This is a genomic window from Pseudomonas sessilinigenes (assembly GCF_003850565.1).
In the GTDB taxonomy this organism is placed as follows: domain Bacteria; phylum Pseudomonadota; class Gammaproteobacteria; order Pseudomonadales; family Pseudomonadaceae; genus Aquipseudomonas; species Aquipseudomonas sessilinigenes.
Genome location: NZ_CP027706.1, coordinates 2,580,492 through 2,601,387 on the forward strand (window position 1 = coordinate 2,580,492; position 20,896 = coordinate 2,601,387).

Below are 20,896 nucleotides of genomic sequence, written 5' to 3' on the forward strand. Positions count from 1 at the left end.
GGCCAGGATCGAACAGTCAGCGGCACCCGTCGCCATCCGTTGCAGGATTTCGAAAAAACTCCGGCGACGCCAGCGTCTTGAAATAAAATTCACCCAACGTACTCCAGGCGTGCCTGGGCCCGGGGGTTTATGGCAGGCTGGCGGTCACACCACCCGCGTCGACCTTCCCGGTACGGACCAGAACAACACTAAGGTCACTGCATGGATCACTACGCCCCGCGCAACTGGCAGCCCCACGAAAAGCCCAGCTTGCCCGGCTCGCCCTCGACACCGCTGCACCCCACCCACAAGCGCCTGGCTTATGCGCTAGTGGGCCTTTTGGTGGCCATCACCGGTGGGCTGGGCAACTCCCTGGTGATCGCCAACCTGCCGTACCTGCAAGGCGCCCTGGGGGCCACCACCGCGGAAATGGCCTGGTTGCCGGCCGCCTATGTCATGACCAACGTGTCGATGAACCTGCTGCTGGTGAAATTCCGCCAGCAGTTCGGCCTGCGGGCCTTCACCGAGGTGTTCCTGGTGCTCTATGCCCTGGTGACCTTCGGCCACCTGTTCGTCAACGACCTGAGCTCGGCCATCGCCGTGCGTGCGGCCCACGGCATGGTGGGTGCGGCCTTGAGCTCGCTGGGCCTGTACTACATGGTCCAGGCCTTCCCGGCCAAATGGCGGCTCAAGGCCCTGGTGCTGGGGCTGGGTACCTCGCAGTTGGCCTTGCCCCTGGCGCGGCTGTTCTCCGAAGACCTGCTGCAGATCGCCGAATGGCGTGGCCTGTACCTGTTCGAGCTGGGCTTGGCCCTGGCTTCCCTGGGCTGCGTGTTCATGCTCAAGCTGCCGCCCGGCGATCGCTTTCGCACCTTCGAGAAACTCGACTTCCTGACCTTCGCCTTGCTCGCCACCGGCGTGGCGCTGTTGTGCGCGGTGCTGTCCCTGGGGCGCATCGACTGGTGGCTGGAGGCTCCGTGGATCGGCTACGCCAGCGCCGCCTCGATCCTGCTGATCTTCGCTGGCCTATGCATCGAACATAACCGCAGCAACCCGATGCTGATGACCCGCTGGCTGGGCAGCGGGGCGATGATCCGCCTGGCCCTGGCGGTGATCCTGATCCGCATGGTGCTCTCGGAGCAGTCCACCGGCGCGGTGGGTTTCCTCCAGGCGCTGAACATGAGCAGCGAACAGATGCGCCTGCTTTACGGGGTGATGCTGCTGGGCAGCATTGCGGGGCTGGCCACCAGCGCCTTGACCATCAACCCGGCGCACCTGTTCATGCCCCTGGTCATTTCCCTGGCGCTGATGGCCGTCGGTTCGGTGATGGACAGTTTCTCCAGCAACCTCACGCGCCCGGCCAACATGTACATCAGCCAGTTCCTGCTGGCTTTCGGCGGTACGTTCTTCCTTGGCCCGACCATGGTCCTGGGCACCCGCAACGTGCTGACCAACCCGCGCAACCTGGTGAGCTTCTCGGTGCTGTTCGGCATCTGCCAGAACCTCGGTGGGCTGATCGGCTCGGCCCTGCTGGGGACCTTCCAGATCGTGCGCGAGAAATACCATTCCAGTTTCATCGTCGAGCAGCTGACCTTGCTCGACCCCCAGGTCCTGGCCCGGGTGCAGAGCGGCGCGGCGGCCTATGGCAAGGTCATCGCCGACCCTGACCTGCGCACCCTGCAAGGCATGCGCAGCCTGGCCTCGGCGGCCACCCGCGAAGCCAACGTGATGGCCTACAACGATGTATTCATGCTGATCGCGGTGATCGCCGTGCTGACCATGATCTGGATCTTCATCCGCAGCCTGTGGCTGATGAGCACCACCAAGCCCGTCGCGCCCCAGCCTCCCGTCCAACCCAGTGGTGCCCCTTCTTCATGAGCGAAACCGTCAATCCCACCACCAATGCCATCGCCTCGAGCCCCGAGCCCAATGGCCCGCCGACCATTCCCGCCACCGAGCCACGGCCGTTGGCGGTGCGGATCATCTCGTCCCTGGGGTTCGCCGCGATCGCCATCGTCGGCGTGCTGATCGTGCTCTACGCCTGGCAATTGCCGCCGTTTTCCAGCGCCATCGAAAGCACCGAGAACGCCCTGGTGCGCGGCCAGGTGACGATCATCGGGCCGCAACTCAGCGGTTATGTGTTCGAAGTACCGGTGCAGGACTTCCAGCACGTCAAGACCGGTGACCTGCTGGTGCGCCTGGACGACCGCATCTACCAGCAGCGCCTGGACCAGTCCCTGGCCCAGCTGGCGGTGCAGAAGGCCTCTTTGGCCAATAACCTGCAACAACGCAACAGCGCCGAAGCCACCATCAAGCTGCGCCAGGCGGCCCTGGCCGACAGCCAGGCCCAGGCGCGCAAGAGCGCCGCGGACCTGTCGCGCAACGAGGCGCTGATCGCCGATGGTTCGGTGTCCCGGCGTGAGCTGGACGTGACCCGCGCCGCCAATGCCCAGACCGTGGCGGCGGTGGCCCAGGCCCAGGCCCAGCTGGAAATCGCCCGCCAGGACCTGCAGACCGTGATCGTCAATCGCGGCTCCCTGGAGGCGGCGGTGGCCAATGCCGAAGCGGCGGTGCAACTGGCGCGGATCGACCTGTCCAACACCCGGATCCTCGCCCCGCGCGATGGCCAGCTGGGGCAGATCGGCGTGCGCCTGGGGGCCTACGTCAACTCCGGGGCACAGTTGATGGCCCTGGTGCCGGACCAGTTGTGGGTGATCGCCAACATGAAGGAAACCCAGATGGACAACGTCCGGCTGGGGCAGCCGGTGAGCTTCACCGTGGATGCGCTGAACCACCGCAAGTTCACCGGCAAGGTGCAGCTGATCTCGCCGGCCACCGGTTCGGAATTCGCCTTGCTGCAGGCGGACAACGCCACTGGCAACTTCGTCAAGATCGCCCAGCGGGTGCCGGTGCGGATCACCGTCGACCCTGACCAGCAAGAGCTGGATCGCCTGCGCCCGGGCCTGTCGGTGGTGGTCAGCATCGACACCTCCGTCACCCCCTAGCGCTGAGGCTGCGCACGAGAACGCAGTCCTCGCCAAACCGGCCGATGCATTCCATCTGGATAATCGCGGTGTCTGTTTCTACGGGCGCTGCGCACCCGGTCGCAGCCGCGCTGGCGCTGGGCAGCGGCTACAAAGGCGGTTCAGGCTTGCAGTGGCGGTAGGGTGCCCAACAGGGCGACGGCCGCCACGGCGGCGATGCCCAGCAACCACTCCAGGCCCACGCTGCGGCGCAGGCTGTCCAGGCGCTGGTCGCAGCCCCGGGTGCGCAAGCGATTGAACAGGGCCAGGGCCAGCATGCCGGCCACCAGCAGGGCTTTCACCAACAGCACCAGGGCGAAACCGCTGAACAGCGGGGTCGGCCACCATTGGCCAGTGAGCATCCTCACGTTGACCAGGCCACTGGCCAACAGGCCCGCCACCAGCACGTAGCCCACGCCGCTGAAGCGCCGCAGCAGCGGCTCCAGGGACGCCTGCGGCTGGCGCAGGACCATCAGCAATACCAGCAAACCACCCAGCCACAGGCCGACGCAGCCCAGGTGGACGATCTGGTTGAGAATCAGCAATTGCCCCTTGAGGCCATCGAACATGGCGCCGTGGCCCACCGGGGCCAGGGTGCCCAGGAGCAGGGCGGCCAGCCCCAGGCGCAACGGCAGGGAACGGCCCAGGGGTGTCAGCAGCAGGCCCAGCAACACCAGGTTGAGCACCAGGTGCCAGGTCCAGACCTGGCCGAAGAACGTCTTGCCCAGCACCAGCAAAACTGTCGCCGGGTCCAGGGCGGCGGACCAGGCCCCGGCCATGCTGGCGCTGATCAGCAGCAACCAACCCAGAGCGCTGGCCAGGCCGACCAGGGTCAGCCCGCGAGCCACGCGGTCCAGCCGCTGCTGCACGACTTCATGGCCTCGGCCCAGCAGCAACGGGCGCAAGCCCCAGGCCCCGACCAGGGTCAGGATCGCGGCGAAATGCACGAAGCGGCACAGCACCAGCCATGACGCCATGGGTTATGGGCTCACCTTGAAGCTGTAGCTGCCTTCGCTCTTGTGGGTGTCCACCGACACGGCGTGCCATTGCACCTTGTAGCTGCCGGCCGGCAGCGGAGCGCTGGCGGGGGTGACGACCAGGGTCTTCTTGTCCGCGCCTTCGGTGGCCAGGCCCTTGAGTGCGACGGGGGCGCCGTCTTTGCTCAGCTCGACCTTGGTGAAGGCCGCTTCCACGCCCTCGCTGAACTCCAGGCGCAGCTCGCTGGGGGCGCTGGCGCTGCTGTCGGCGGCGGGCGTGGTGGTTTTCAGGTGGGCGTGGGCCAGTGCCGAGCCGGTGGCCAGCAGGCAGGTGAGGAGGGCGGAGGTGGTGCAGAGTGTTTTCAACGACATGGCAGGTTACCTGTAGAAAAGCCAGGGAGCCGGCGCCGCTGGGGCGCCGGTATGGTTCAAGCGTCTTGCAACTGCATGTGGATGATGGGGTACGGCTTGCCTTCACCATCGGTTTCCGAGCGACCGTAGTCGACGAAACCATAGTGACGGTAGAAGCCATGGGCCTGGGGGTTCTGCTCGTTGACATCGACCTTCAGGCCCGGCTGCCGGACCTGGTCCAGCAACTGGCGGCCGATGCCCTGGCCACGCTGGGCCGGTTCGATGAACAGCATCTGCACGGTGTCGTCGCCAATGGCGATGAAGCCGCCGGGCGTGGCATCGGGGTTCTCCCAGACCAGCACTTGCAGGGCCGGCAGGTAGCTGTCGCGTATCAGCGGGTAGAGGCGCTGGATGTCGTCTTCGCTGATGAAGTCATGGGTGGCGCGTACCGAACGCTCCCAGAGCGCGGTAAGCAAGGCGTCGTCCGCAGCGACGCGAGGGCGAATCTTCATGGGGATGATCCATCTTGGTAACTGATTAGATGGCCGGCGGTAGGGTAGGGCCGGCATTTGGGCAGAGACCTGTATGCCCGTGTCGCGAATCAACGCTTGGACGGAGCACTGCAGTGACGGCTGCAAATGAGCGGGAGGCCGATCCTACCCAATGATGCCCGCCAGCGAAACCCCGAAGACGTCTTTAATGCCGCATGGGCAAGAGCCCCAGCTCGACCAGCTTGGCATCTGTCGTTGCGATTTTCTGCAGATGTTGTGCGTTGCCTTCATCCATGACGCCGGGGCACGTCACGATGATGCTGCCTTGGGCCGGGGTTGGGCGCAGTTCATCCACCTGGGGGAAATCCTGCGCCGACAAGGGCTGGGGGCAGTAGCCGATCCAGCCGACGGTTTGCCGGTCTGCGAAGGTTCGTTGCCGGCGGTAGTAAGCGTTGGGGGCCACCACGCCCCAGGCGATCTCCGGCCAGAACTCAAGCGCCGTGCTGATCAGCTCCACCAAGCCTTGCCGCGGATTTTGCAAGCAGCGGACCAAGGTCCCGGCGTCGGAAAACTCGAGGCCCGTGGGCAGCGAACCTCTGTGCCTTGCGTGGTACTTGAGTGAAAGCCCGCCTTTGAGCGGGTCGGATATCCCGTTCCAGAGCACAAAGCTCATGTCATTGATGGCGAAGTCCTCATCCTTCCAGGACTGCACTTCGCGGACAAAGCTGGCCTCGTCCAGCAGCACCTCATGCTCCAGGCCCTTGTTGCGGCTGTCAGCGCACAAGAACCAGTGCTTGAGGATAGGGTCGATCTTGCCGATCTCCCGCAAGAAACCAAGGCTTCTCTGGATTTGGAGGTGCTCCGGGACTTGAGCGATTTTCTGCCTGTCGAAACTCAAATTGAAATTGAAGCGCTTGAATTCGTCCATGAGGTCTCCGTAAGGATGCTCCCTGCCTGTTGGCGCAAAGCGTTGTCGCGTCAATCGCTGGGCGGCGAGTCGTCTCCCCGGCCCAGGGGGCGGGCTGTGCCAGGGCGTGATTTAACATGAAATGGCGAGCTGGGTGTGGCTCCCATGAATCAGCCGCCACGTTGATGCAGGCATGGCACTGGCACCGGCGATCCGCGTTGTTTCTAGCGGGCAAGCAAGCCGGTTTTCTCGGCAGTGCTTGAGTTAGAAGTGCGCTTAGCAGGGTGCTAGTCTTGCCGCAGACTGTTTTGGTAGGAGCCCTCATGGGCAATCACAAGATCGAGATTCGTCGCAACAACGTGGAAAAGATCCTCCTGGGGGCCGAGAAAGTCTTCGCCGAAAAGGGTTACGCCGGCACCGCCATGGCCGACATCGCCGAAGAGGTGCAACTGCCGCGTTCCAACCTGCATTACTACTTCAGCACCAAGCACGAACTCTACAGCGCGGTGCTGCTGGACCTGCTGGACGTGTGGAAGCAGGACGCCCTGTGCTTCGAGATGTTCGACGACCCGCGGGTGGTGCTCAGCAGCTATATCCGCGCCAAGATGCAGCATTCGCGCAGCCGCCCCCACGGCTCCAAGGTCTGGGCCAACGAGATCATGCATGGCGCGCCAAGCCTGGGCACCGCGTTGGACGAGAGCCTGTACGACTGGGCGAAGATGAAGGAAGCCAAGATCCGCCAATGGGTCGACGACGGGCGGATCCTTGCGGTGGAGCCCTCGGCGCTGCTGTACCTGATCTGGGCCTCGACCCAGCATTACGCCGACTTCGACCACCAGGTGAACATCCTCAACGACCACCAGCCGCTGTCGGATCTGCAATTCGAACGGGCGGTGCAGACCGTCACCAGCGTGATCCTGCGCGGCATCGGCCTGGAACCATAGAGGCAGCGGCAAGCGGCAAGTGAAAGCAAGCTTCAAGCTAGGAGCTTGAAGCTTGCGACTTGCTGCTTAGAACTTGCCGCTTGTAGCTGCTTCCTCGCGGTGAGGGTTGCGGGGGTCGTGCAGCCAGTCGAGGAACGGCTTGCCGGTCTGCTGCGGCACCATCTCGATGCAATCCTGCACCGGGCACGTGATCTGGCACAGGTTGCAGCCCACGCATTCGTCGTCGATCACCTCATATTTATGGGTGCCGTCCGCTTGCCTGAGGCTGGCGATGGCCTGGTGCGAAGTGTCTTCGCAGGCAATATGACAACGGCCGCAACCGATGCACGCCTCCTGGTCAATTTTCGCGATCACCTGGTAGTTGATATCCAGGTACTTCCAGTCCGTGGTGTTGCCCACCGCCCGCCCGGAGAAGTCCTGCAGGCGGTGGTAGCCCTGGCTGTCCATCCACCGCGAAAGGCCATCCTGCATCTCTTCGACGATACGAAAGCCATGCAGCATCGCCGCCGTGCACACCTGCACCGCGCCGCAGCCCAGGGCCACGAATTCCGCGGCATCGCGCCAGCTGCCGATACCGCCGATGCCGCAGATCGGCAGGCCACGGGTCTGTGGGTCACGGGCGATCTCGGCCACCATGTTCAGGGCGATCGGCTTGACCGCCGAGCCGCAGTAGCCACCGTGGGTGCTCTGGCTGCCCACCATCGGGTGGGCCACCATGCGCTCCAGGTCGACGCTGGTGATGGAGTTGATGGTGTTGATCAACGACACCGCATCGGCCCCGCCACGATGGGCGGCGCGGGCCGACTGGCGGATGTCGGTGATGTTCGGCGTCAGCTTGACGATCACCGGCAGCGAGCAGTACGTCTTGCACCAGCGGGTCACCTGCTCGACGTACTCCGGCACCTGGCCCACCGCCGCGCCCATGCCGCGTTCCGGCATGCCGTGGGGGCAGCCGAAGTTCAGCTCGATGCCATCGGCGCCGGTGGCCTCCACCAGCGGCAGGATGTATTTCCACGAATCCTCGACGCAAGGCACCATCAGCGAAACGATCAGCGCCCGGTCCGGCCAATCCTTCTTCACCTGGGTGATTTCCCTGAGGTTGATCTCCAGGGAACGGTCGGTGATCAGCTCGATGTTGTTGATCCCCAGCACCTCGCGGTTGGCGCCGAAATGCGCCGAGTAGCGTGACGACACGTTGACCGCCGCCGGGTCTTCGCCGAGGGTTTTCCAGACCACGCCGCCCCAGCCCGCCTCGAAGGCGCGGACCACGTTGTAGGCCTTGTCGGTGGGCGGCGCGGAGGCCAGCCAGAACGGGTTGGGCGCCTTGATTCCTGCGAACACAATCGACAGATCGGCCATCACGCAGCCTCCACGTTGAGCATGAGTTGAGCATGCATGGCCTCGGCGGCCAGCTTGCCGTGCTGCACGGCCTGGACGGTGAGGTCCTGGCCGAGGCTGGTGCAGTCGCCACCGGCGTAGACTCCGGGAATGCTGGTGCGCAGTTGCTCGTCCACGGCGATGCGATCGCCGCTGCGCTTGAGCTCCCGGGCCAGCGGATCGTCCAGGCTGGCGCTGTCGAACGCCTGGCCGATGGCCTTGAAGATCGCGTCGGCGGCCAGCTCGAAGGTTTCGCCGGTGGTGTGCAGGCGACCCTCCACCAGTTGGGTCCGGGCAAAGCGCATGCCGCGCACCCGGCCCTGGTCGTCCAGCAATACCTGTTCGGGAGCGGCCCAGGTCAGCAACCGCACCTGGTTGGCCTTGGCGATGTCCTGCTCATGGCCGGTGGCGCCCATGTCGGCGGCGCCACGGCGGTACACCAGGTTGACGTCGCGGGCGCCGAGGCGGGCCATCTGCACCGCCATGTCGATGGCGGTATTGCCGGCGCCGATGACGATGCAGCGCTCGGCCAGGGGCAACTGGCCAAGGTCGTCGGTCTGGCGCAGCTCGCGGATATAGTCGGTGGCCGCCAGCAGCCCGGGGGCGTCCTCGTGCTCCAGGCCCAGGCGCTTGCTGGCCGCGAGGCCCAGGCCGAGGAATACCGCATCGAACTCTTGGTGCAGTTCGCTCAGGCTCAAGTTGTCGCCCAGTACCTGGCCATGGCGGATCTCGATGCCGCCGACGTCGAGCAGGAACTCCAGTTCGCGCTGGGCGAAATCGTCCACCAGCTTGTACTTGGCGATCCCGTATTCGTTGAGGCCCCCGGCTTTTTCCCGGGCCTCGAAGATCACCACCTCATGGCCGTGCAAGGCGCTGCGGTGGGCGCAGGACAGCCCGGCCGGGCCGGCGCCGACCACGGCGATACGCTTGCCGGTGGCGGCGGCGCGCTGGAACGGATGCTGGCTGAACTGCGCGTTGTCCAGGGCGTAGCGCTGCAGTTGGCCGATCAGCACCGGCGCGCATTCCTGGGCGTTGTTGCGCACGCAAGCCAGCTGGCACAGGACCTCGGTGGGGCAGACCCGGGCGCAGCTGCCGCCGAGGATATTCGCCGCGAGGATCTTCTGCGCCGCGCCCTGGACGTTGTCGGTGTGGATGTGGCGGATGAACGAGGGGATGTCGATCTCGCTGGGGCAGGCGTTGACGCAGGGCGCGTCGTAGCAGTACAGGCAGCGCGAAGCTTCCAGCTGCGCCTGGCGTGGGGTCAGGGGTGGCGCCAGGTCGCTGAAATGCTCGGCGAGGGTGACGCCGTCCAGGGTCGGACGGGGCAAGTGGTTCAGGGTCTGGATCACGGTTCTGGCCTCAGGTTTTTTTATCGAATGCCTCTGATGGGCATTGTTTTTCAGCGATGGAGCGGTTATCGCGCTGACCTCTGATTCGCTGCCGGTTTCTGTAGCCCCAGCGAGGTTTCGATCGGCAACGCAGTTGCCGCAAAACCTGCGCTTGCGGTGCGCCAGGTAGAACGCGATAGCCGGGTTACGGCCGCTTCGTCGGAATGCCGCCCAACCCGATCGCAGCCTCGCCAAGGCTCGGCAGCGGCTACAGGGCGACAGGTTCAGCGTTTGACGGCGGTCGGCTTGTGGGCTTCGGCGCGCTTGTTCAGCAGGTCGAATACCGTCGGGTAGGGCGGGCGCTCGACGTAGCGCCCGGCGCCGCGCTCGGCCCGCAGGTCGCCGTCGGCCCACACCAGCCGGCCCTGGCTGATGGTGTGGCTGGGGATGCCACGCACGGTCTTGCCTTCGAAGATGTTGAAGTCCACCTGCTGGTGGTGGGTCTTGGCGGAAATGGTCCGGGTACCGGCCGGGTCCCACAGCACCAGGTCGGCATCGGCGCCGACGCGGATCGCCCCCTTGCGCGGGTAGAGGTTGAAGATCTTGGCGGTGTTGGTGGAGGTCAGGGCGACGAACTCCTGCATCGACAGGCGCCCGCTGTTGACCCCTTCGTCCCACAGCACGGCCATGCGGTCCTCGATGCCGGCGGTGCCGTTGGGGATCTTGCTGAAGTCCTCGCGCCCGGCGGCCTTCTGCTCGGCGCAGAAGCAGCAATGGTCGGTGGCGGTGGTGTGCAGGTTGCCCGATTGCAGGCCATGCCACAGCGCCTCCTGGTGGCCGCGCGGGCGAAAGGGCGGGCTCATCACGTAGCCGGCGGCGGTCTGCCAGTCCGGGTCGCGGTACACGCTGTCGTCCAGCAGCAGGTGCCCGGCCAGCACTTCGCCATAGACCGGCTGGCCCTGGGCCCGGGCATAGGTGATTTCATCCAGGGCCTCGCGGGTGGACACGTGCACCAGGTACAGCGGCGTGCCCAGGGTCTGGGCGATGCGGATCGCCCGGCTGGCGGCTTCGCCCTCCACCTGGGATGGCCGCGACAGTGGATGGGCTTCCGGCCCGGTGATGCCCTGGGCCAGCAGCTTGCGCTGCAGGTGATACACCAGCTCGCCATTCTCGGCGTGCACCGTGGGCACTGCGCCCAGTTCCAGGCAGCGCTCGAAGCTGGCCACCAGGGTGTCGTCGGCGGCCATGATGGCGTTCTTGTAGGCCATGAAATGCTTGAAGCTGTTGACCCCGTGATGCCGTACCAGCTCGGCCATCTCCTCGCGCACCTGTTCGCTCCACCAGGTCACGGCCACATGGAATCCGTAGTCGCTGGCCGATTTCTCGGCCCAGCCGCGCCACTGGTGGAAGGCCTCCAGCAGCGATTGCTGAGGGTTGGGAATCACGAAGTCGATGATCGAGGTGGTGCCGCCGGCCAGGCCCGCCGCCGTCCCGCTGAAGAAGTCCTCGCTGGCCACGGTGCCCATGAAGGGCAGTTGCATGTGGGTGTGGGGATCGATGCCGCCGGGCATCAGGTACTGGCCGCTGCCGTCGAGCACTTCGCAGCCTGCGGGAATGTCCAGGTGAGCGCCGATGGCTCTAATCAGGCCCTCTGCGCACAAGACATCGGCTTTATAACTTTCATCATGGGTAATAACGGTGGCGCCACGGATCAACAGAGACATTCCGAGTTCCTCGCAGGCATGACCGACTGTTTGCCGGTTCTAACTTTTTTATTGAACGCACTGACAACTAAACAATCCTGTCAGCGGTGTCAGGATTAAACGCTAGTCTCACTTTGAAGAAACATCAAGAATATTTTTTATAAGCTTATATTGAATGTAACTAGTTGAAATTTAACGATAAAAAATATAAATCCCAGAAATCGTGCAGGCGTTCACCATTTTGACGCACTTGACAGGATCGAAAAATAGTCGAGATTTTCCATGTCCTATCAGCGGCTTGAATAGGTACGAGAACGAATCGGATATCGTTGCTGAAAGTACGGTGCACCTATTTGGGTCTTGATCTAAGTGGCAACTTGCCAGCTACCTTGCCTGAGTGGCCTGGCAACTAACCTGAGACCTGAAAGTTATTTGAATAAAGCTGAGTTACATCAGTTGCTTACATGGATTCCATCAACTGGTCGGTCACGAACCTGGGCTCACCGGCACACTTATTGAGTGCCGCCACGGATCGTCACGCCGGAGGGTGGAAGTCGTCAGTTCTCCGGCCATCGTCCGGCGCCCGATCCAGGGATCGCTGGCCGATGAGCACAATAACCAGAACAACAGTGGAGCGGCCATGCAACAGATCAGATCCCAGGTGACCGAGCGCGCCGGCTTGTACGAGCTGGACGCCGGCAGCGACGTGCTCGACAGCCCCCGTTACAACCACGACATCGCCCCGACCAAGGTCCAGGAACGCACCTGGAACAAGTGGCACATCACCGCGCTGTGGATCGGCATGTCGATCTGCGTGCCGACCTACACCCTGGGCGGGGTGCTCACCGCCTACTTCGGCCTGAGTGTCGGCGAGGCGCTGCTGGCGATCCTCTTGGCCAATGTCGTGGTGCTGTTGCCCCTGACCCTCAATGCCTTCGCCGGCACCAAGTACGGCATTCCGTTCCCGGTGCTGCTGCGCTCGTCGTTCGGCATCATCGGCTCCAACGTGCCGTGCCTGATCCGCGCCCTGGTGGCCTGTGGCTGGTTCGGCATCCAGACCCTGTTCGGCGGCCTGGCCATCCACCTGTTCCTTGGCTCGATCTTTCCGGATTGGAAGGCCCTGGGCGGCACCGGCGAGGTGATCGGCTTCATGCTGTTCTGGACCCTCAACCTGTGGGTGGTACTGCGCGGTGCGGAATCGATCAAGTGGCTGGAGACCTTGTCGGCGCCGCTGTTGGTGGCGGTGGGCATCGGGTTGCTGCTATGGGCCTTGCCCAGCGTATCGCTCGGTGAGTTGCTGGCGATCCCGCCCAAGCGTCCCGAAGGCGCCAGCGTCACCGGCTACTTCATGGCCGGGCTGACGGCCATGGTCGGTTTCTGGGCCACCTTGTCGCTGAACATCCCGGACTTCAGCCGCTACGCCAAGAGCCAGAAGGACCAGGTGCTGGGGCAGATCTTCGGCCTGCCGCTGACCATGTTCCTGTTCGCCGCCCTGGGAGTGGTGATGACCGCGGCCTCGGCCAAGCTGGTGGGGGTCACGGTCTCCGACCCGGTGAGCCTGATCGGGCATATCCAGAGCCCGGGCTGGGTGGCCGTGGCCATGGCGCTGATCATCATCGCCACGCTGTCGACCAACACCGCGGCCAACATCGTCTCGCCCACCAACGACTTCCAGAACATCGCCCCCAAGCTGATCGGCCGCACCACGGCGGTGATCCTCACCGGCCTGGTAGGGCTGGCGCTGATGGGCCACGAACTGCTCAAGAAGCTCGGCCTGCTGGTGTCCGACGTGAGCCTGGAAACCGTGTATTCCAACTGGCTGCTGGGCTACTCCAGCCTCCTGGGGCCGATTGCCGGGATCATGGTAGTGGACTACTTCATCATTCGCAGGCAACGCCTGGACCTGGCCGGGTTGTACCGCGACGACGTGTACCCGGCGTGGAACTGGCACGGCTTCATCGCCTTCGCCATCCCGGTGGCGCTGACCCTGATGTCGCTGGGCAGCAGTGCCTTCAACTGGTTCTACAGCTACGGCTGGTTCACCGGTTCGGCCCTGGGCGGGCTCATCTACTACGGCCTGTGCAACCTGCGCAGCCCGCAGGGCGTGAGCGCCAAGACGCCGGTGTGATGCATTGAGAGCATCGCGGGCAAGTCGCATCGCCGCCCGCTCGCTCCTGCAGGGAACGCGGGGCTTGTTCACAAACAATCCACCAGACACCACAGCACTCAAGACGAGCACGACCTTGTCGACCACAACCAGAAAAGCCTGAGGAGATCACCATGAACGCTGCCGTCGACGTTCTGCAATCCAGCCATCAGCACATCAACCGCGACCGCCTGTGGCAGTCGCTCATGGAGCTGGCCCGGCTCGGCGCCACGGTCAAGGGCGGGGTCTGCCGCCTGGCCCTGACCGACCTCGACCGCCAGGCCCGTGACCTGTTCGTCACCTGGTGCGAGGAGGCCGGGTGCACGGTCAGCGTGGACGGCATCGGCAACATCTTCGCCCGCCGCCCCGGGCGCAACCCGCAGTTGCCTCCGGTGATGACCGGCAGCCATATCGACACCCAGCCCACCGGGGGCAAGTTCGATGGTTGCTTTGGCGTGCTGGCGGGGCTTGAGGTGTTGCGCACCCTCAACGACCTCAAGCTGGAAACCGAGGCCCCCCTGGAAGTGGTGGTGTGGACCAACGAGGAAGGCTCGCGCTTCCCACCGTGCATGATGGGCTCCGGGGTGTTCGCCGAGAAATTCACCCTGCAGGACACCCTGGCCAGGACCGATGCCGAGGGCATCAGCGTCGGCGCGGCGCTGAACGCCATCGGCTACGCCGGCACGCGCCAAGTCAGCGGGCATCCGGTGGGGGCCTACTTCGAGGCGCATATCGAGCAGGGGCCGATTCTTGAAGATGAGCGCAAGACCATCGGCGTGGTGCTCGGCGCCCTCGGGCAGAAGTGGTTCGACCTCAAGCTGCGCGGGGTCGAGGCCCATGCCGGCCCGACCCCGATGCACCTGCGCAAGGACGCCCTGGTCGGCGCCGCGGCGGTGGTGGCGGCGGTCAACCGTGCGGCCCTCGGCCATCAACCCCACGCCTGCGGCACTGTCGGTTGCCTGCAGGCCTACCCGGGCTCGCGCAACGTGATTCCCGGCGAGGTGCGCATGACCCTGGACTTCCGTCACTTGGAGCCTGCGCGCCTGGACTCGATGATCGCCGAGGTGCGCCAGGTGATCGAATGCACGTGCGAGGAACACGGCCTGAGTTTCGAGCTGACCCCGACGGCGGACTTCCCGCCGCTGTACTTCCACAAGGTGTGCGTCGAGGCCGTGCGCGGCGCCGCCGAGGGCCTGGGCTTGTCGCACATGGACATCGTCAGTGGCGCCGGGCATGACGCGATCTTCGTCGCCGAACTGGGGCCGGCGGGGATGATCTTCGTGCCCTGCGAAGGCGGCATCAGCCACAACGAAATCGAGAACGCCGATCCTGACGACCTGGCCGCCGGCTGCGCGGTGCTGCTGCGCGCCATGCTCGCCGCCTCCCAGACCATCAGCCTGACCTCCTGACTGCCGTCCCCGGCCTGCGAGCACTGCGTCCTCGTACGCAACTTCGCAGGCTCAGCAGCGGCTACAGGTTTGCATGGGTAACGAACGTTTGGCTGACGCTAAGCTAATTCCTAAAAATTATTTATTTTCTAATTATTAGATCAATTAGCTTTTAGCGACTGTCCTCTCCCAGAAGGTTCGCCCCCATGCGCCAACCCTTTGCTTTGCCTCGTCGCTTGTCGCTCTCCGTCCTTGTCGCCCTGGCGCTGGGCATGGCCTGCAACGCCCAGGCCGACACCAGCCTGCGCATCGGCTACCAGAAGTCCTCGACCCTGCTGGCAGTGCTCAAGGCCCAGGGCACCCTGGAAAAGCAACTGGCGGGGCAAGGGGTGAACATCACCTGGCACGAGTTCACCAGCGGTTTGCCCCTGGCCGAATCGCTGAACGTGGGCAATGTCGATATCAGCGCCGATGTCGCCGACACCGTGCCGGTGTTCGCCCAGGCCGCCGGTGCCAGGTTGACCTACTTCGCCACCGAGACCCCATCGCCTGCGGCCCAGTCCATCGTCATCGGCAAGGATTCGCCGCTCAAGTCCCTGGCCGATCTCAAGGGCAAGCGCATCGCCGTGACCAAGGCTGCCGGCAGCCATTACCTGCTGATCGCCGCGTTGCGCGAGGTGGGCTTGAGCTTCGCCGATATCCAGCCGGTGTACCTGACCCCCGCCGATGGCCGCGCCGCCCTGGAAACCGCCAAGGTCGATGCCTGGGTCACCTGGGAACCCTTCGTCGCCAGCGCCGAGCGCCAGCAGGGTGCACGGGTACTGCACGACGGCCAGGGCCTGGCCAGCTACCGCCGCTACTACCTGGCCTCCAACGACTACGCCAAGGCCCATCCCGAGGTGTTGCAGCAGGTATTTACCGAGTTGCAGAAAACCGGCGCCTGGGTCAAGGCCAACCCGGCACAAGCGGCCAAGCTGCTGGGCCCGCTATGGGGCAACCTCGACGTCCCGACCGTAGAACTGGCTAACAGCCGCCGCACCTACCAGGTCGAGCCCGTACAGGTGCAAGCCCTGGGCGAACAGCAGAAGATCGCCGACACCTTCTACCAGGAGAAACTCCTGCCCAGGCCCGTGGATGCCCGGGCCGTACAGCTCTGGAGCCCCAAGCATCTGTAGCCGCTGCCGCGAGACCCCACGACACGCTGCATCAGGCCCCGCTGCGCAGCCTCACCCAGCCGCTACAGCGTCACGCCCAGCGCTTGCAATTGTTCACGCGTTTTCTGCGCCGAAAGATGGTGGATGGCATTCCAGCCCAGGGCCCTGGCCGCCTGGATATTCGGCTCATGGTCGTCGATGAACGCCAGTTCCTCGGGGGCGATGTCCGGCAGGTGGGCGCGGATGCGTTGCACCGTGGTGTGGTAGATCGGCGGCTCGGGCTTGAGCTGGTGCTCCTGGCCGGACACCACGATGTCGCGCAGAAGCCGCAGGAAAGGGTAGTTGTCCCAGGCGTAGGGAAAGGTCTCGCGGGACCAGTTGGTCAAGCCGAACAGCGGCATCTGCGCCTGGTGCAGCTCCTCCAGCAGGGCCACGCCGTCGTCCAGCTGTCCGCGCAGCATTTCCACCCAGCGCCCGTAATAGGCTTCGATCAGCGCTGCATGCTCGGGGTGCTCGGCCACCAGGCTGCGGGTGCCCTCGGCCAGGCTGCGACCGCCGTCTTGCCGGGTGTTCCAGGCCTGGGTGCAGATGGTGTCGAGGAACCATTGGCGGTGTTGATCATCGGGGATCAGTTGCCGGTACAGATGATGGGGACTCCAGTCGAACAGCACGCCACCGAAGTCGAAAACCACAGCACGAATCGTCATGGACATTTCCTGTTGAGCGGTTGAGGGCAGGGGCCATCCTGCGACGCCAGCCGGCACAATGCAATTTGTCCTGCGCCATTGGTCCGGTTCACGGCACCCACGGGCTCGATTGCGATCTATGCCTGTACCCGTCACGCAGGCATTCGCGCAGGAGGAGTCCATGAGCACCCGGCAACCCACCGGACCGAGTTCGTCCGAGCACGCCACAGGCCGTCATGACCCGGGATTCGATCCCGACTCACCGGACCTGGCCGACCCCCAGGTCGATCCGGTAGGCCCGGCGAGGGCCCCGCTGGATCGGCCGCCACCGGAGCATGAGCGCAAGCGCTCCCGAGCCTATGATCCGTTGGCCAACCTGAAGAAGTGAAGCGAGTGCGCCGGGCATGCCGACATGCGGCAGTCGCCGGTTCCACGTGCGGGTGTAAGGTGGACCGGCCAGCCTCAGGCTCGCTGACGATAAGGAGGTGTGTATGAGTACGCCACTGCTGAACAAGATGCAGATCAATGGCTATCAGGTACTGAGCGTCAATAACGGACCCTGGAAGGTCTGCACCCCGGGCGACCGGCTTGCCACCTTCGGCACCCGGGAAGAGGCTCTGGCCTTCGCCGCTGCCTTGCCGGTACGCAAGGATCGGCCCAGGCCCACCGCACGATAGCTGACTGGCAACGAGAAGCCCCGGTTCGTCCGGGGCTTTTTGTTGCGCGCTAGCTGCGTTGGCCGGTGCTGCGTCAGTCACCCTTGGCCAGGTCGGCTATGGGCGAGAGGGTGCGCGGCCGATACTTGCCAAAGACCCGCAGCGCCAGTAACGCCAGGACCAGGGTAGCGCTGGCGCCGTAGCCCAGGACCCAGCCGATTCCCTGCATCAATGCGTGACGCGCCAGGTCGATGGGAACCCCCAGCGCTTCAGCGGCCGTGAAGTTGCCTGCGCAGATGGCGTCCACCAGTGCACGCCCCGCCTGGACCCCGAGAGGGGCCAGGCTTTGCTCCAGCGACCAGGAGACTCCCAGCCCCAGGATCAATCCCATCACGGCAATGTTGATGGACAGCGAAATCATCCGTGCACTGAACTCCATGCCAGAGGCCATGCCTGCGCGCTCCGCTGGGAGAGCCCCGGTGGCGGTGTTGGTGACGCAGGTGGTGGTCAGGCCGACTCCCGCGCCTGCCAGCAGGCAGCCAGGCAGCAGGCTGGCCCAACCGGCGTAGGACGTGGTGACGGCAAGGCCCAGGAGTCCAAACCCCAGGGCTATGGCGAACATCCCAAGGGGGATCACCCAGCCAGGGCCGCGCTTGGCCAGCATCTTCTCCGCCAAGGGCGGCACGAGGCAGATCGGCAGGGTGTAGGTGAGTACGATCAGCCCGGACTGCACGCCGTCATAACCCAGTGCCGACTGCAGGTAGAGGGGAAAGTAGATGATGAAGGGCCAGAAGCTGAAGTTCATGGCGCAGGCCCCCAGCAGGGCTCCGGAGAAGTGGCGGATACCAAAGGCCTTGAAATCGAAGATGGGCCGTTCGGCCCGGCGCTCGATCACGACGAAGAGCAGCAGGCAGGCGAGGCTGGCCGCCAGCACGCCCCTTGCGCCGGCACTCCCGAGGCCGAGCTCCTGGCCCTGGGTGATCAGGTAGACGCAACCGAACACCGCCAGTGGCAAGGTGATCATGCCGCCGATGTCGATACCGGTGGTGTGCGGGTCGGCCGACTCTTGCACTCCGCGTTGGGTCAGGGCAAGGGTCAGCAGCGCCAGGACCCCATGGATCAGGAACACCCATTGCCAGCTCGAAGCCGCCAGGATCGCCCCGCCAACGACCGGGCCGGTGCCCAGGCCCAAGCCGAAGACCACGCCCCAGCAGGAGAATGCCACGCCCCGTTCGGGGCCTTCGCGAAACTGTTGGGAGAGGATCGCCACCTGGCAGGCCAGCATCCCTGCGGCACTGACACCCTGGCCGAATCGCGCGGCAATCAGCAGCGGGGCATTGCTGGCCAGGCCGCAGACCAGTGACGCCACGCCGAAAGCCGCGACGTTGAGCATGAACAGGCGCTTGCGGCCATAGCGGTCGGCCAAGGCGCCCATGGCGATGAGCATGGCGCACATCGCGATGGTGTAGGCGTTCATGATCCATTGCAGTTGCCGGAAGTCGGCGGCCAATGTGTGTTCAAGCGTGGGCAGGATGGCGGGGATGCTGGTGATTTCCAAACCGAGCATCGTGGCGGACAGGCAGACCGCCATCAGGGCGATCCGGTTTCTGGATGATGCAATTGCGCTCATTGTGCAGGTCACTCCTGGATCGAATCAGCGCGGGTTGATAGAACCCCGGGACGTCCGGGCAGCGCTGATCAAGCGCTAGCGATGCTAAACACAACGAAATAGAATCACCCGCCATATCTATGACAACAATTTGGGATGTCTCCATGGTCGCCAACTTCACCCTGGACGTGGATTCGGTCCGGGCTTTCGTGGTCATCGCCGATTCGCAGAGCTTCACCCGTGCCGCGCAATGTCTGGGCACGACCCAAGGGGCGCTCAGCGTCAAGCTCAAGCGCCTGGAAGACAAGCTCGGGCATCGTTTGATCGAGCGCACCCCGCGCCATGTGCGGCTGTCCACCAAGGGCGAGCTGTTCATCGAGTCGGCCCGGGACTTTCTCGCGGCCCACGAGCGGGCCTTGGCCAACCTGGCCACCCAGCGCAAGCATCTGAAGCTCGGCATGGCCTGCCATGTCATGGGGCCGGAGATCACTACGCTGCTGGCCCGGTTGAAATCCATGGACCCGGGCTTGTCCATCGAGGTACGGCTCGACAGCGTCGGGCCATTGCTCGATGACTACGACGCTGGAGCGCTGGATGCGGTGATCATCCGCGACTGTGAAGATCGCCGTGACGGCAACGTGTTGTGCGTCGAAACCTTCGGTTGGTTCGCCGCCGCAGACTTCGAATTCAATCGCAACGAGCCCTTGCGCGTCGCCAACCTGAGCCCGCAATGCGGCGTGCGGGATCTTGCGGCGTTGTCGCTCGATCGCGCGGCCATCCCTTGGGTCGAAGTGTTCGTTGGCGGCGGGGTATCCACTGTCGTCGCGGCGATCTGTGCCGGGCTGGCGGTGGGCGTCTTGCCTTGCCGCCTGGCTCCGGTGGAACTGGTGGAGGTCTCCCAGCGTTTCGACCTGCCTGGCCTGCCATCGTCGAAGCTGGTGGTGCATTCCAAACTGTCGGACACCCGCACCCGTGAGTCCCTGCGAGTCATCGCCAGCGCCTTTCGCGAACCACGTAGCTAGGCTCGCTCAGGCCCCGCAGAGCTCGACGAGATGTAGGCACAGGGGCCCGACACCGGTTTCGACTGGGCCGCTGACAGGCGTCAGTCGACGATCACCCGCTCCTCCGGGCCACCGCCCAGGCATACGCTCAACTGCTCGCCCGCCTTGTTGAATGCGCAATAGGGCAGGGCCCGCTGGCGCATGGCGTTCAAGGGAGGAAGGATGAACAGCGCCGCGAGGATCAATGCCCAGACGGTGCGCAGGAACAGCTCATCGGCGCTGGTGGCCGAAGGGCGTGGTGCCAGGCGTCGTCGGCGCAACAGTTGCACGCCGCTGTAGATGAAGGCGCAACCAATGGCCATGGCGTAGTCCAGCTCCCGGGCCATGGGGCTGAACATCAGGTTGCCGCCGGCATCGTCCGGGTAGTTGATCCGCCACCAGGCGCCCAGCAGCAAAGGCGCCACGCCGGCACCGATCCAGGCCAGGCGAGCTCCGGGCACTCGGGTCAGCAAGGCCAGGCCCAGGCCCAGGGCACACGCCAGCCAGATGCTGAGGTACAGGATGAAGCCCATTGAACCGCCGAACAGGGTGCCGCCGACATCCCGCGGGACAATCAATTGCACGTCACAAAACACCATCAGCGCCAGCGGCGCCGCGACGGCGACCCAGCACAGGGGGTGGTAGAGCCAGGACCAGAGGGTGAACAGGCGGGGCATGGGTAAACTCGATGAAGGTGAAGGGTGGTTGCGGTGCAGGTTCAGGCGAGTGCCAGTGCACTGCCGACGGCAAACAGCAGCAAGGCCAGGCTGATGCCTACCAGCGGGATGCGAAACCAGTAGCGGACGGCCAGGACCCACAGCCCGGCGAGGAAGGCCAGGCCCAGGTACAAAAGCCCCGGGGCCTGTTGCAGCAGCTCGGGATGCAGCCAGGCCAGGTAGCCATAGACCAGGCCAAAGAGCATGGCGCCCAGGCTATGGCTGGCGTTGAAACCGATCCAGGCGCGCCACAGGCTGGTCTGGGCGCTGATCACCGGGGCGACCGCACGCATGCGTTCGGCCAGGGCCGGGTCGCGGGGCTGGAACTTGTCGGTGGCGAAGGTGTAGATCAGGTGCAGGGTACCGAGCAGCAGCACGATGGCTGCGCCGGCGACGAGCAGGGCAGGTGCCGACACGATTC

At 64.7% G+C, this 20,896-nt stretch carries 20 protein-coding genes; 9 read left to right on the plus strand and 11 right to left on the minus strand.

What is annotated here, in order from left to right; genetic code table 11:
- Positions 1–201 precede the first annotated feature (201 nt).
- The gene (locus tag C4K39_RS12140; protein WP_068584448.1) at positions 202–1,857 is read left to right on the plus strand and encodes an MFS transporter; all 1,656 of its coding nucleotides are present in this window, start codon (positions 202–204) and stop codon (positions 1,855–1,857) included.
- Entirely contained in the window at positions 1,854–2,984 is a 1,131-nt protein-coding gene (locus C4K39_RS12145) for an HlyD family secretion protein (protein WP_068584445.1), read from the plus strand. Before C4K39_RS12140 ends, C4K39_RS12145 begins: the two co-directional genes overlap by 4 nt.
- A gap of 140 nt (positions 2,985–3,124) precedes the next feature.
- On the opposite strand, the gene copD is transcribed toward C4K39_RS12145, so the two are convergent.
- The 4 genes from copD to C4K39_RS12165 all read right to left on the minus strand — a co-directional run bounded on the left by copD (position 3,125) and on the right by C4K39_RS12165 (position 5,749).
- Positions 3,125–3,979, minus strand: coding sequence for a copper homeostasis membrane protein CopD (gene copD / locus C4K39_RS12150; RefSeq protein WP_124346496.1), 855 nt, complete (start codon positions 3,977–3,979; stop codon positions 3,125–3,127).
- Positions 3,980–3,982: 3 nt separating this feature from the next.
- On the minus strand, positions 3,983–4,351 hold the full coding sequence (gene copC / locus C4K39_RS12155) for a copper homeostasis periplasmic binding protein CopC (protein WP_068584439.1): 369 nt from the start codon (positions 4,349–4,351) through the stop codon (positions 3,983–3,985).
- A gap of 56 nt (positions 4,352–4,407) precedes the next feature.
- Positions 4,408–4,842, minus strand: coding sequence for a GNAT family N-acetyltransferase (locus tag C4K39_RS12160; RefSeq protein ID WP_022643928.1), 435 nt, complete (start codon positions 4,840–4,842; stop codon positions 4,408–4,410).
- A gap of 184 nt (positions 4,843–5,026) precedes the next feature.
- Entirely contained in the window at positions 5,027–5,749 is a 723-nt protein-coding gene (locus C4K39_RS12165) for an Imm52 family immunity protein (RefSeq protein ID WP_124346497.1), read from the minus strand.
- 302 nt (positions 5,750–6,051) lie between these two features.
- Between C4K39_RS12165 and C4K39_RS12170 the strand changes: the two genes are divergently transcribed.
- Positions 6,052–6,672: a TetR/AcrR family transcriptional regulator gene (locus C4K39_RS12170; protein ID WP_068584434.1), complete on the plus strand. Its 621-nt coding sequence runs from the start codon at positions 6,052–6,054 to the stop codon at positions 6,670–6,672.
- 66 nt (positions 6,673–6,738) lie between these two features.
- Here the strand turns inward: C4K39_RS12170 and preA are convergent, their stop codons facing one another.
- The 3 genes from preA to hydA all read right to left on the minus strand — a co-directional run bounded on the left by preA (position 6,739) and on the right by hydA (position 11,101).
- A complete protein-coding gene (gene preA / locus C4K39_RS12175; RefSeq protein WP_178083957.1) occupies positions 6,739–8,034 on the minus strand; it encodes an NAD-dependent dihydropyrimidine dehydrogenase subunit PreA in 1,296 nt (431 codons plus the stop codon).
- Positions 8,031–9,398, minus strand: coding sequence for an NAD(P)-dependent oxidoreductase (locus tag C4K39_RS12180; protein ID WP_124346499.1), 1,368 nt, complete (start codon positions 9,396–9,398; stop codon positions 8,031–8,033). Before C4K39_RS12180 ends, preA begins: the two co-directional genes overlap by 4 nt.
- Before the next feature lie 263 nt (positions 9,399–9,661).
- Positions 9,662–11,101, minus strand: a complete 1,440-nt coding sequence (gene hydA, locus C4K39_RS12185) for a dihydropyrimidinase (RefSeq protein WP_124346500.1) — start codon at positions 11,099–11,101, stop codon at positions 9,662–9,664.
- A gap of 619 nt (positions 11,102–11,720) precedes the next feature.
- Here hydA and C4K39_RS12190 point away from each other — a divergent pair.
- The 3 genes from C4K39_RS12190 (at position 11,721) to C4K39_RS12200 (ending at position 15,789) form a co-directional block, all read left to right on the plus strand.
- On the plus strand, positions 11,721–13,208 hold the full coding sequence (locus tag C4K39_RS12190; protein ID WP_022643934.1) for an NCS1 family nucleobase:cation symporter-1: 1,488 nt from the start codon (positions 11,721–11,723) through the stop codon (positions 13,206–13,208).
- Positions 13,209–13,360: 152 nt separating this feature from the next.
- A complete protein-coding gene (locus tag C4K39_RS12195) occupies positions 13,361–14,635 on the plus strand; it encodes a Zn-dependent hydrolase (protein ID WP_068584424.1) in 1,275 nt (424 codons plus the stop codon).
- Between the two features lie 185 nt (positions 14,636–14,820).
- Complete coding sequence (locus tag C4K39_RS12200) at positions 14,821–15,789, plus strand: aliphatic sulfonate ABC transporter substrate-binding protein (RefSeq protein WP_068584421.1); 969 nt, start codon at positions 14,821–14,823, stop codon at positions 15,787–15,789.
- A gap of 62 nt (positions 15,790–15,851) precedes the next feature.
- Here the strand turns inward: C4K39_RS12200 and C4K39_RS12205 are convergent, their stop codons facing one another.
- A complete protein-coding gene (locus tag C4K39_RS12205; protein WP_124346501.1) occupies positions 15,852–16,475 on the minus strand; it encodes an HAD family hydrolase in 624 nt (207 codons plus the stop codon).
- A 160-nt stretch (positions 16,476–16,635) separates the two neighbouring features.
- Here C4K39_RS12205 and C4K39_RS12210 point away from each other — a divergent pair, with 160 nt between their 5' ends.
- Together C4K39_RS12210 and C4K39_RS12215 are read left to right on the plus strand one after the other, a co-directional pair.
- Positions 16,636–16,842 carry a DUF6021 family protein gene (locus tag C4K39_RS12210; protein ID WP_124346502.1) on the plus strand — a complete coding sequence of 69 codons (207 nt, stop codon included), beginning with the start codon at positions 16,636–16,638 and terminating at the stop codon, positions 16,840–16,842.
- Positions 16,843–16,945: 103 nt separating this feature from the next.
- On the plus strand, positions 16,946–17,131 hold the full coding sequence (locus tag C4K39_RS12215) for a DUF2188 domain-containing protein (RefSeq protein WP_068584415.1): 186 nt from the start codon (positions 16,946–16,948) through the stop codon (positions 17,129–17,131).
- Between the two features lie 73 nt (positions 17,132–17,204).
- Here C4K39_RS12215 and C4K39_RS12220 read toward each other — a convergent pair whose 3' ends face one another.
- Positions 17,205–18,740 (minus strand): MFS transporter, encoded by a 1,536-nt coding sequence (locus C4K39_RS12220; RefSeq protein WP_178083958.1) that lies wholly within the window; start codon positions 18,738–18,740, stop codon positions 17,205–17,207.
- 143 nt (positions 18,741–18,883) lie between these two features.
- On the opposite strand from C4K39_RS12220, the gene C4K39_RS12225 reads away from it, so the two are divergent.
- The gene (locus tag C4K39_RS12225; protein ID WP_068584411.1) at positions 18,884–19,741 is read left to right on the plus strand and encodes a LysR family transcriptional regulator; all 858 of its coding nucleotides are present in this window, start codon (positions 18,884–18,886) and stop codon (positions 19,739–19,741) included.
- Positions 19,742–19,821: 80 nt separating this feature from the next.
- On the opposite strand, the gene C4K39_RS12230 is transcribed toward C4K39_RS12225, so the two are convergent.
- Together C4K39_RS12230 and C4K39_RS12235 are read right to left on the minus strand one after the other, a co-directional pair.
- Positions 19,822–20,436 (minus strand): hypothetical protein, encoded by a 615-nt coding sequence (locus tag C4K39_RS12230; protein WP_124346503.1) that lies wholly within the window; start codon positions 20,434–20,436, stop codon positions 19,822–19,824.
- A gap of 41 nt (positions 20,437–20,477) precedes the next feature.
- Entirely contained in the window at positions 20,478–20,891 is a 414-nt protein-coding gene (locus C4K39_RS12235) for an LIC_13387 family protein (RefSeq protein ID WP_068584405.1), read from the minus strand.
- Positions 20,892–20,896: the final 5 nt, after the last annotated feature.

What these genes read in the sequence shown, in the direction of transcription:
- C4K39_RS12170 (WP_068584434.1), top strand. Translation starts at nt 6,052, where the DNA reads ATGGGCAATCACAAGATCGAGATTCGTCGCAACAACGTGGAAAAGATC.
- C4K39_RS12165 (WP_124346497.1), bottom strand. Translation starts at nt 5,749, where the DNA reads ATGGACGAATTCAAGCGCTTCAATTTCAATTTGAGTTTCGACAGGCAG.
- C4K39_RS12200 (WP_068584421.1), top strand. Translation starts at nt 14,821, where the DNA reads ATGCGCCAACCCTTTGCTTTGCCTCGTCGCTTGTCGCTCTCCGTCCTT.
- C4K39_RS12210 (WP_124346502.1), top strand. Translation starts at nt 16,636, where the DNA reads ATGAGCACCCGGCAACCCACCGGACCGAGTTCGTCCGAGCACGCCACA.
- C4K39_RS12230 (WP_124346503.1), bottom strand. Translation starts at nt 20,436, where the DNA reads ATGCCCCGCCTGTTCACCCTCTGGTCCTGGCTCTACCACCCCCTGTGC.
- C4K39_RS12145 (WP_068584445.1), top strand. Translation starts at nt 1,854, where the DNA reads ATGAGCGAAACCGTCAATCCCACCACCAATGCCATCGCCTCGAGCCCC.
- C4K39_RS12140 (WP_068584448.1), top strand. Translation starts at nt 202, where the DNA reads ATGGATCACTACGCCCCGCGCAACTGGCAGCCCCACGAAAAGCCCAGC.
- C4K39_RS12215 (WP_068584415.1), top strand. Translation starts at nt 16,946, where the DNA reads ATGAGTACGCCACTGCTGAACAAGATGCAGATCAATGGCTATCAGGTA.
- C4K39_RS12205 (WP_124346501.1), bottom strand. Translation starts at nt 16,475, where the DNA reads ATGACGATTCGTGCTGTGGTTTTCGACTTCGGTGGCGTGCTGTTCGAC.
- copD (WP_124346496.1), bottom strand. Translation starts at nt 3,979, where the DNA reads ATGGCGTCATGGCTGGTGCTGTGCCGCTTCGTGCATTTCGCCGCGATC.
- C4K39_RS12190 (WP_022643934.1), top strand. Translation starts at nt 11,721, where the DNA reads ATGCAACAGATCAGATCCCAGGTGACCGAGCGCGCCGGCTTGTACGAG.
- C4K39_RS12225 (WP_068584411.1), top strand. Translation starts at nt 18,884, where the DNA reads ATGGTCGCCAACTTCACCCTGGACGTGGATTCGGTCCGGGCTTTCGTG.
- C4K39_RS12195 (WP_068584424.1), top strand. Translation starts at nt 13,361, where the DNA reads ATGAACGCTGCCGTCGACGTTCTGCAATCCAGCCATCAGCACATCAAC.
- C4K39_RS12160 (WP_022643928.1), bottom strand. Translation starts at nt 4,842, where the DNA reads ATGAAGATTCGCCCTCGCGTCGCTGCGGACGACGCCTTGCTTACCGCG.
- C4K39_RS12220 (WP_178083958.1), bottom strand. Translation starts at nt 18,740, where the DNA reads ATGAGCGCAATTGCATCATCCAGAAACCGGATCGCCCTGATGGCGGTC.
- hydA (WP_124346500.1), bottom strand. Translation starts at nt 11,101, where the DNA reads ATGTCTCTGTTGATCCGTGGCGCCACCGTTATTACCCATGATGAAAGT.
- copC (WP_068584439.1), bottom strand. Translation starts at nt 4,351, where the DNA reads ATGTCGTTGAAAACACTCTGCACCACCTCCGCCCTCCTCACCTGCCTG.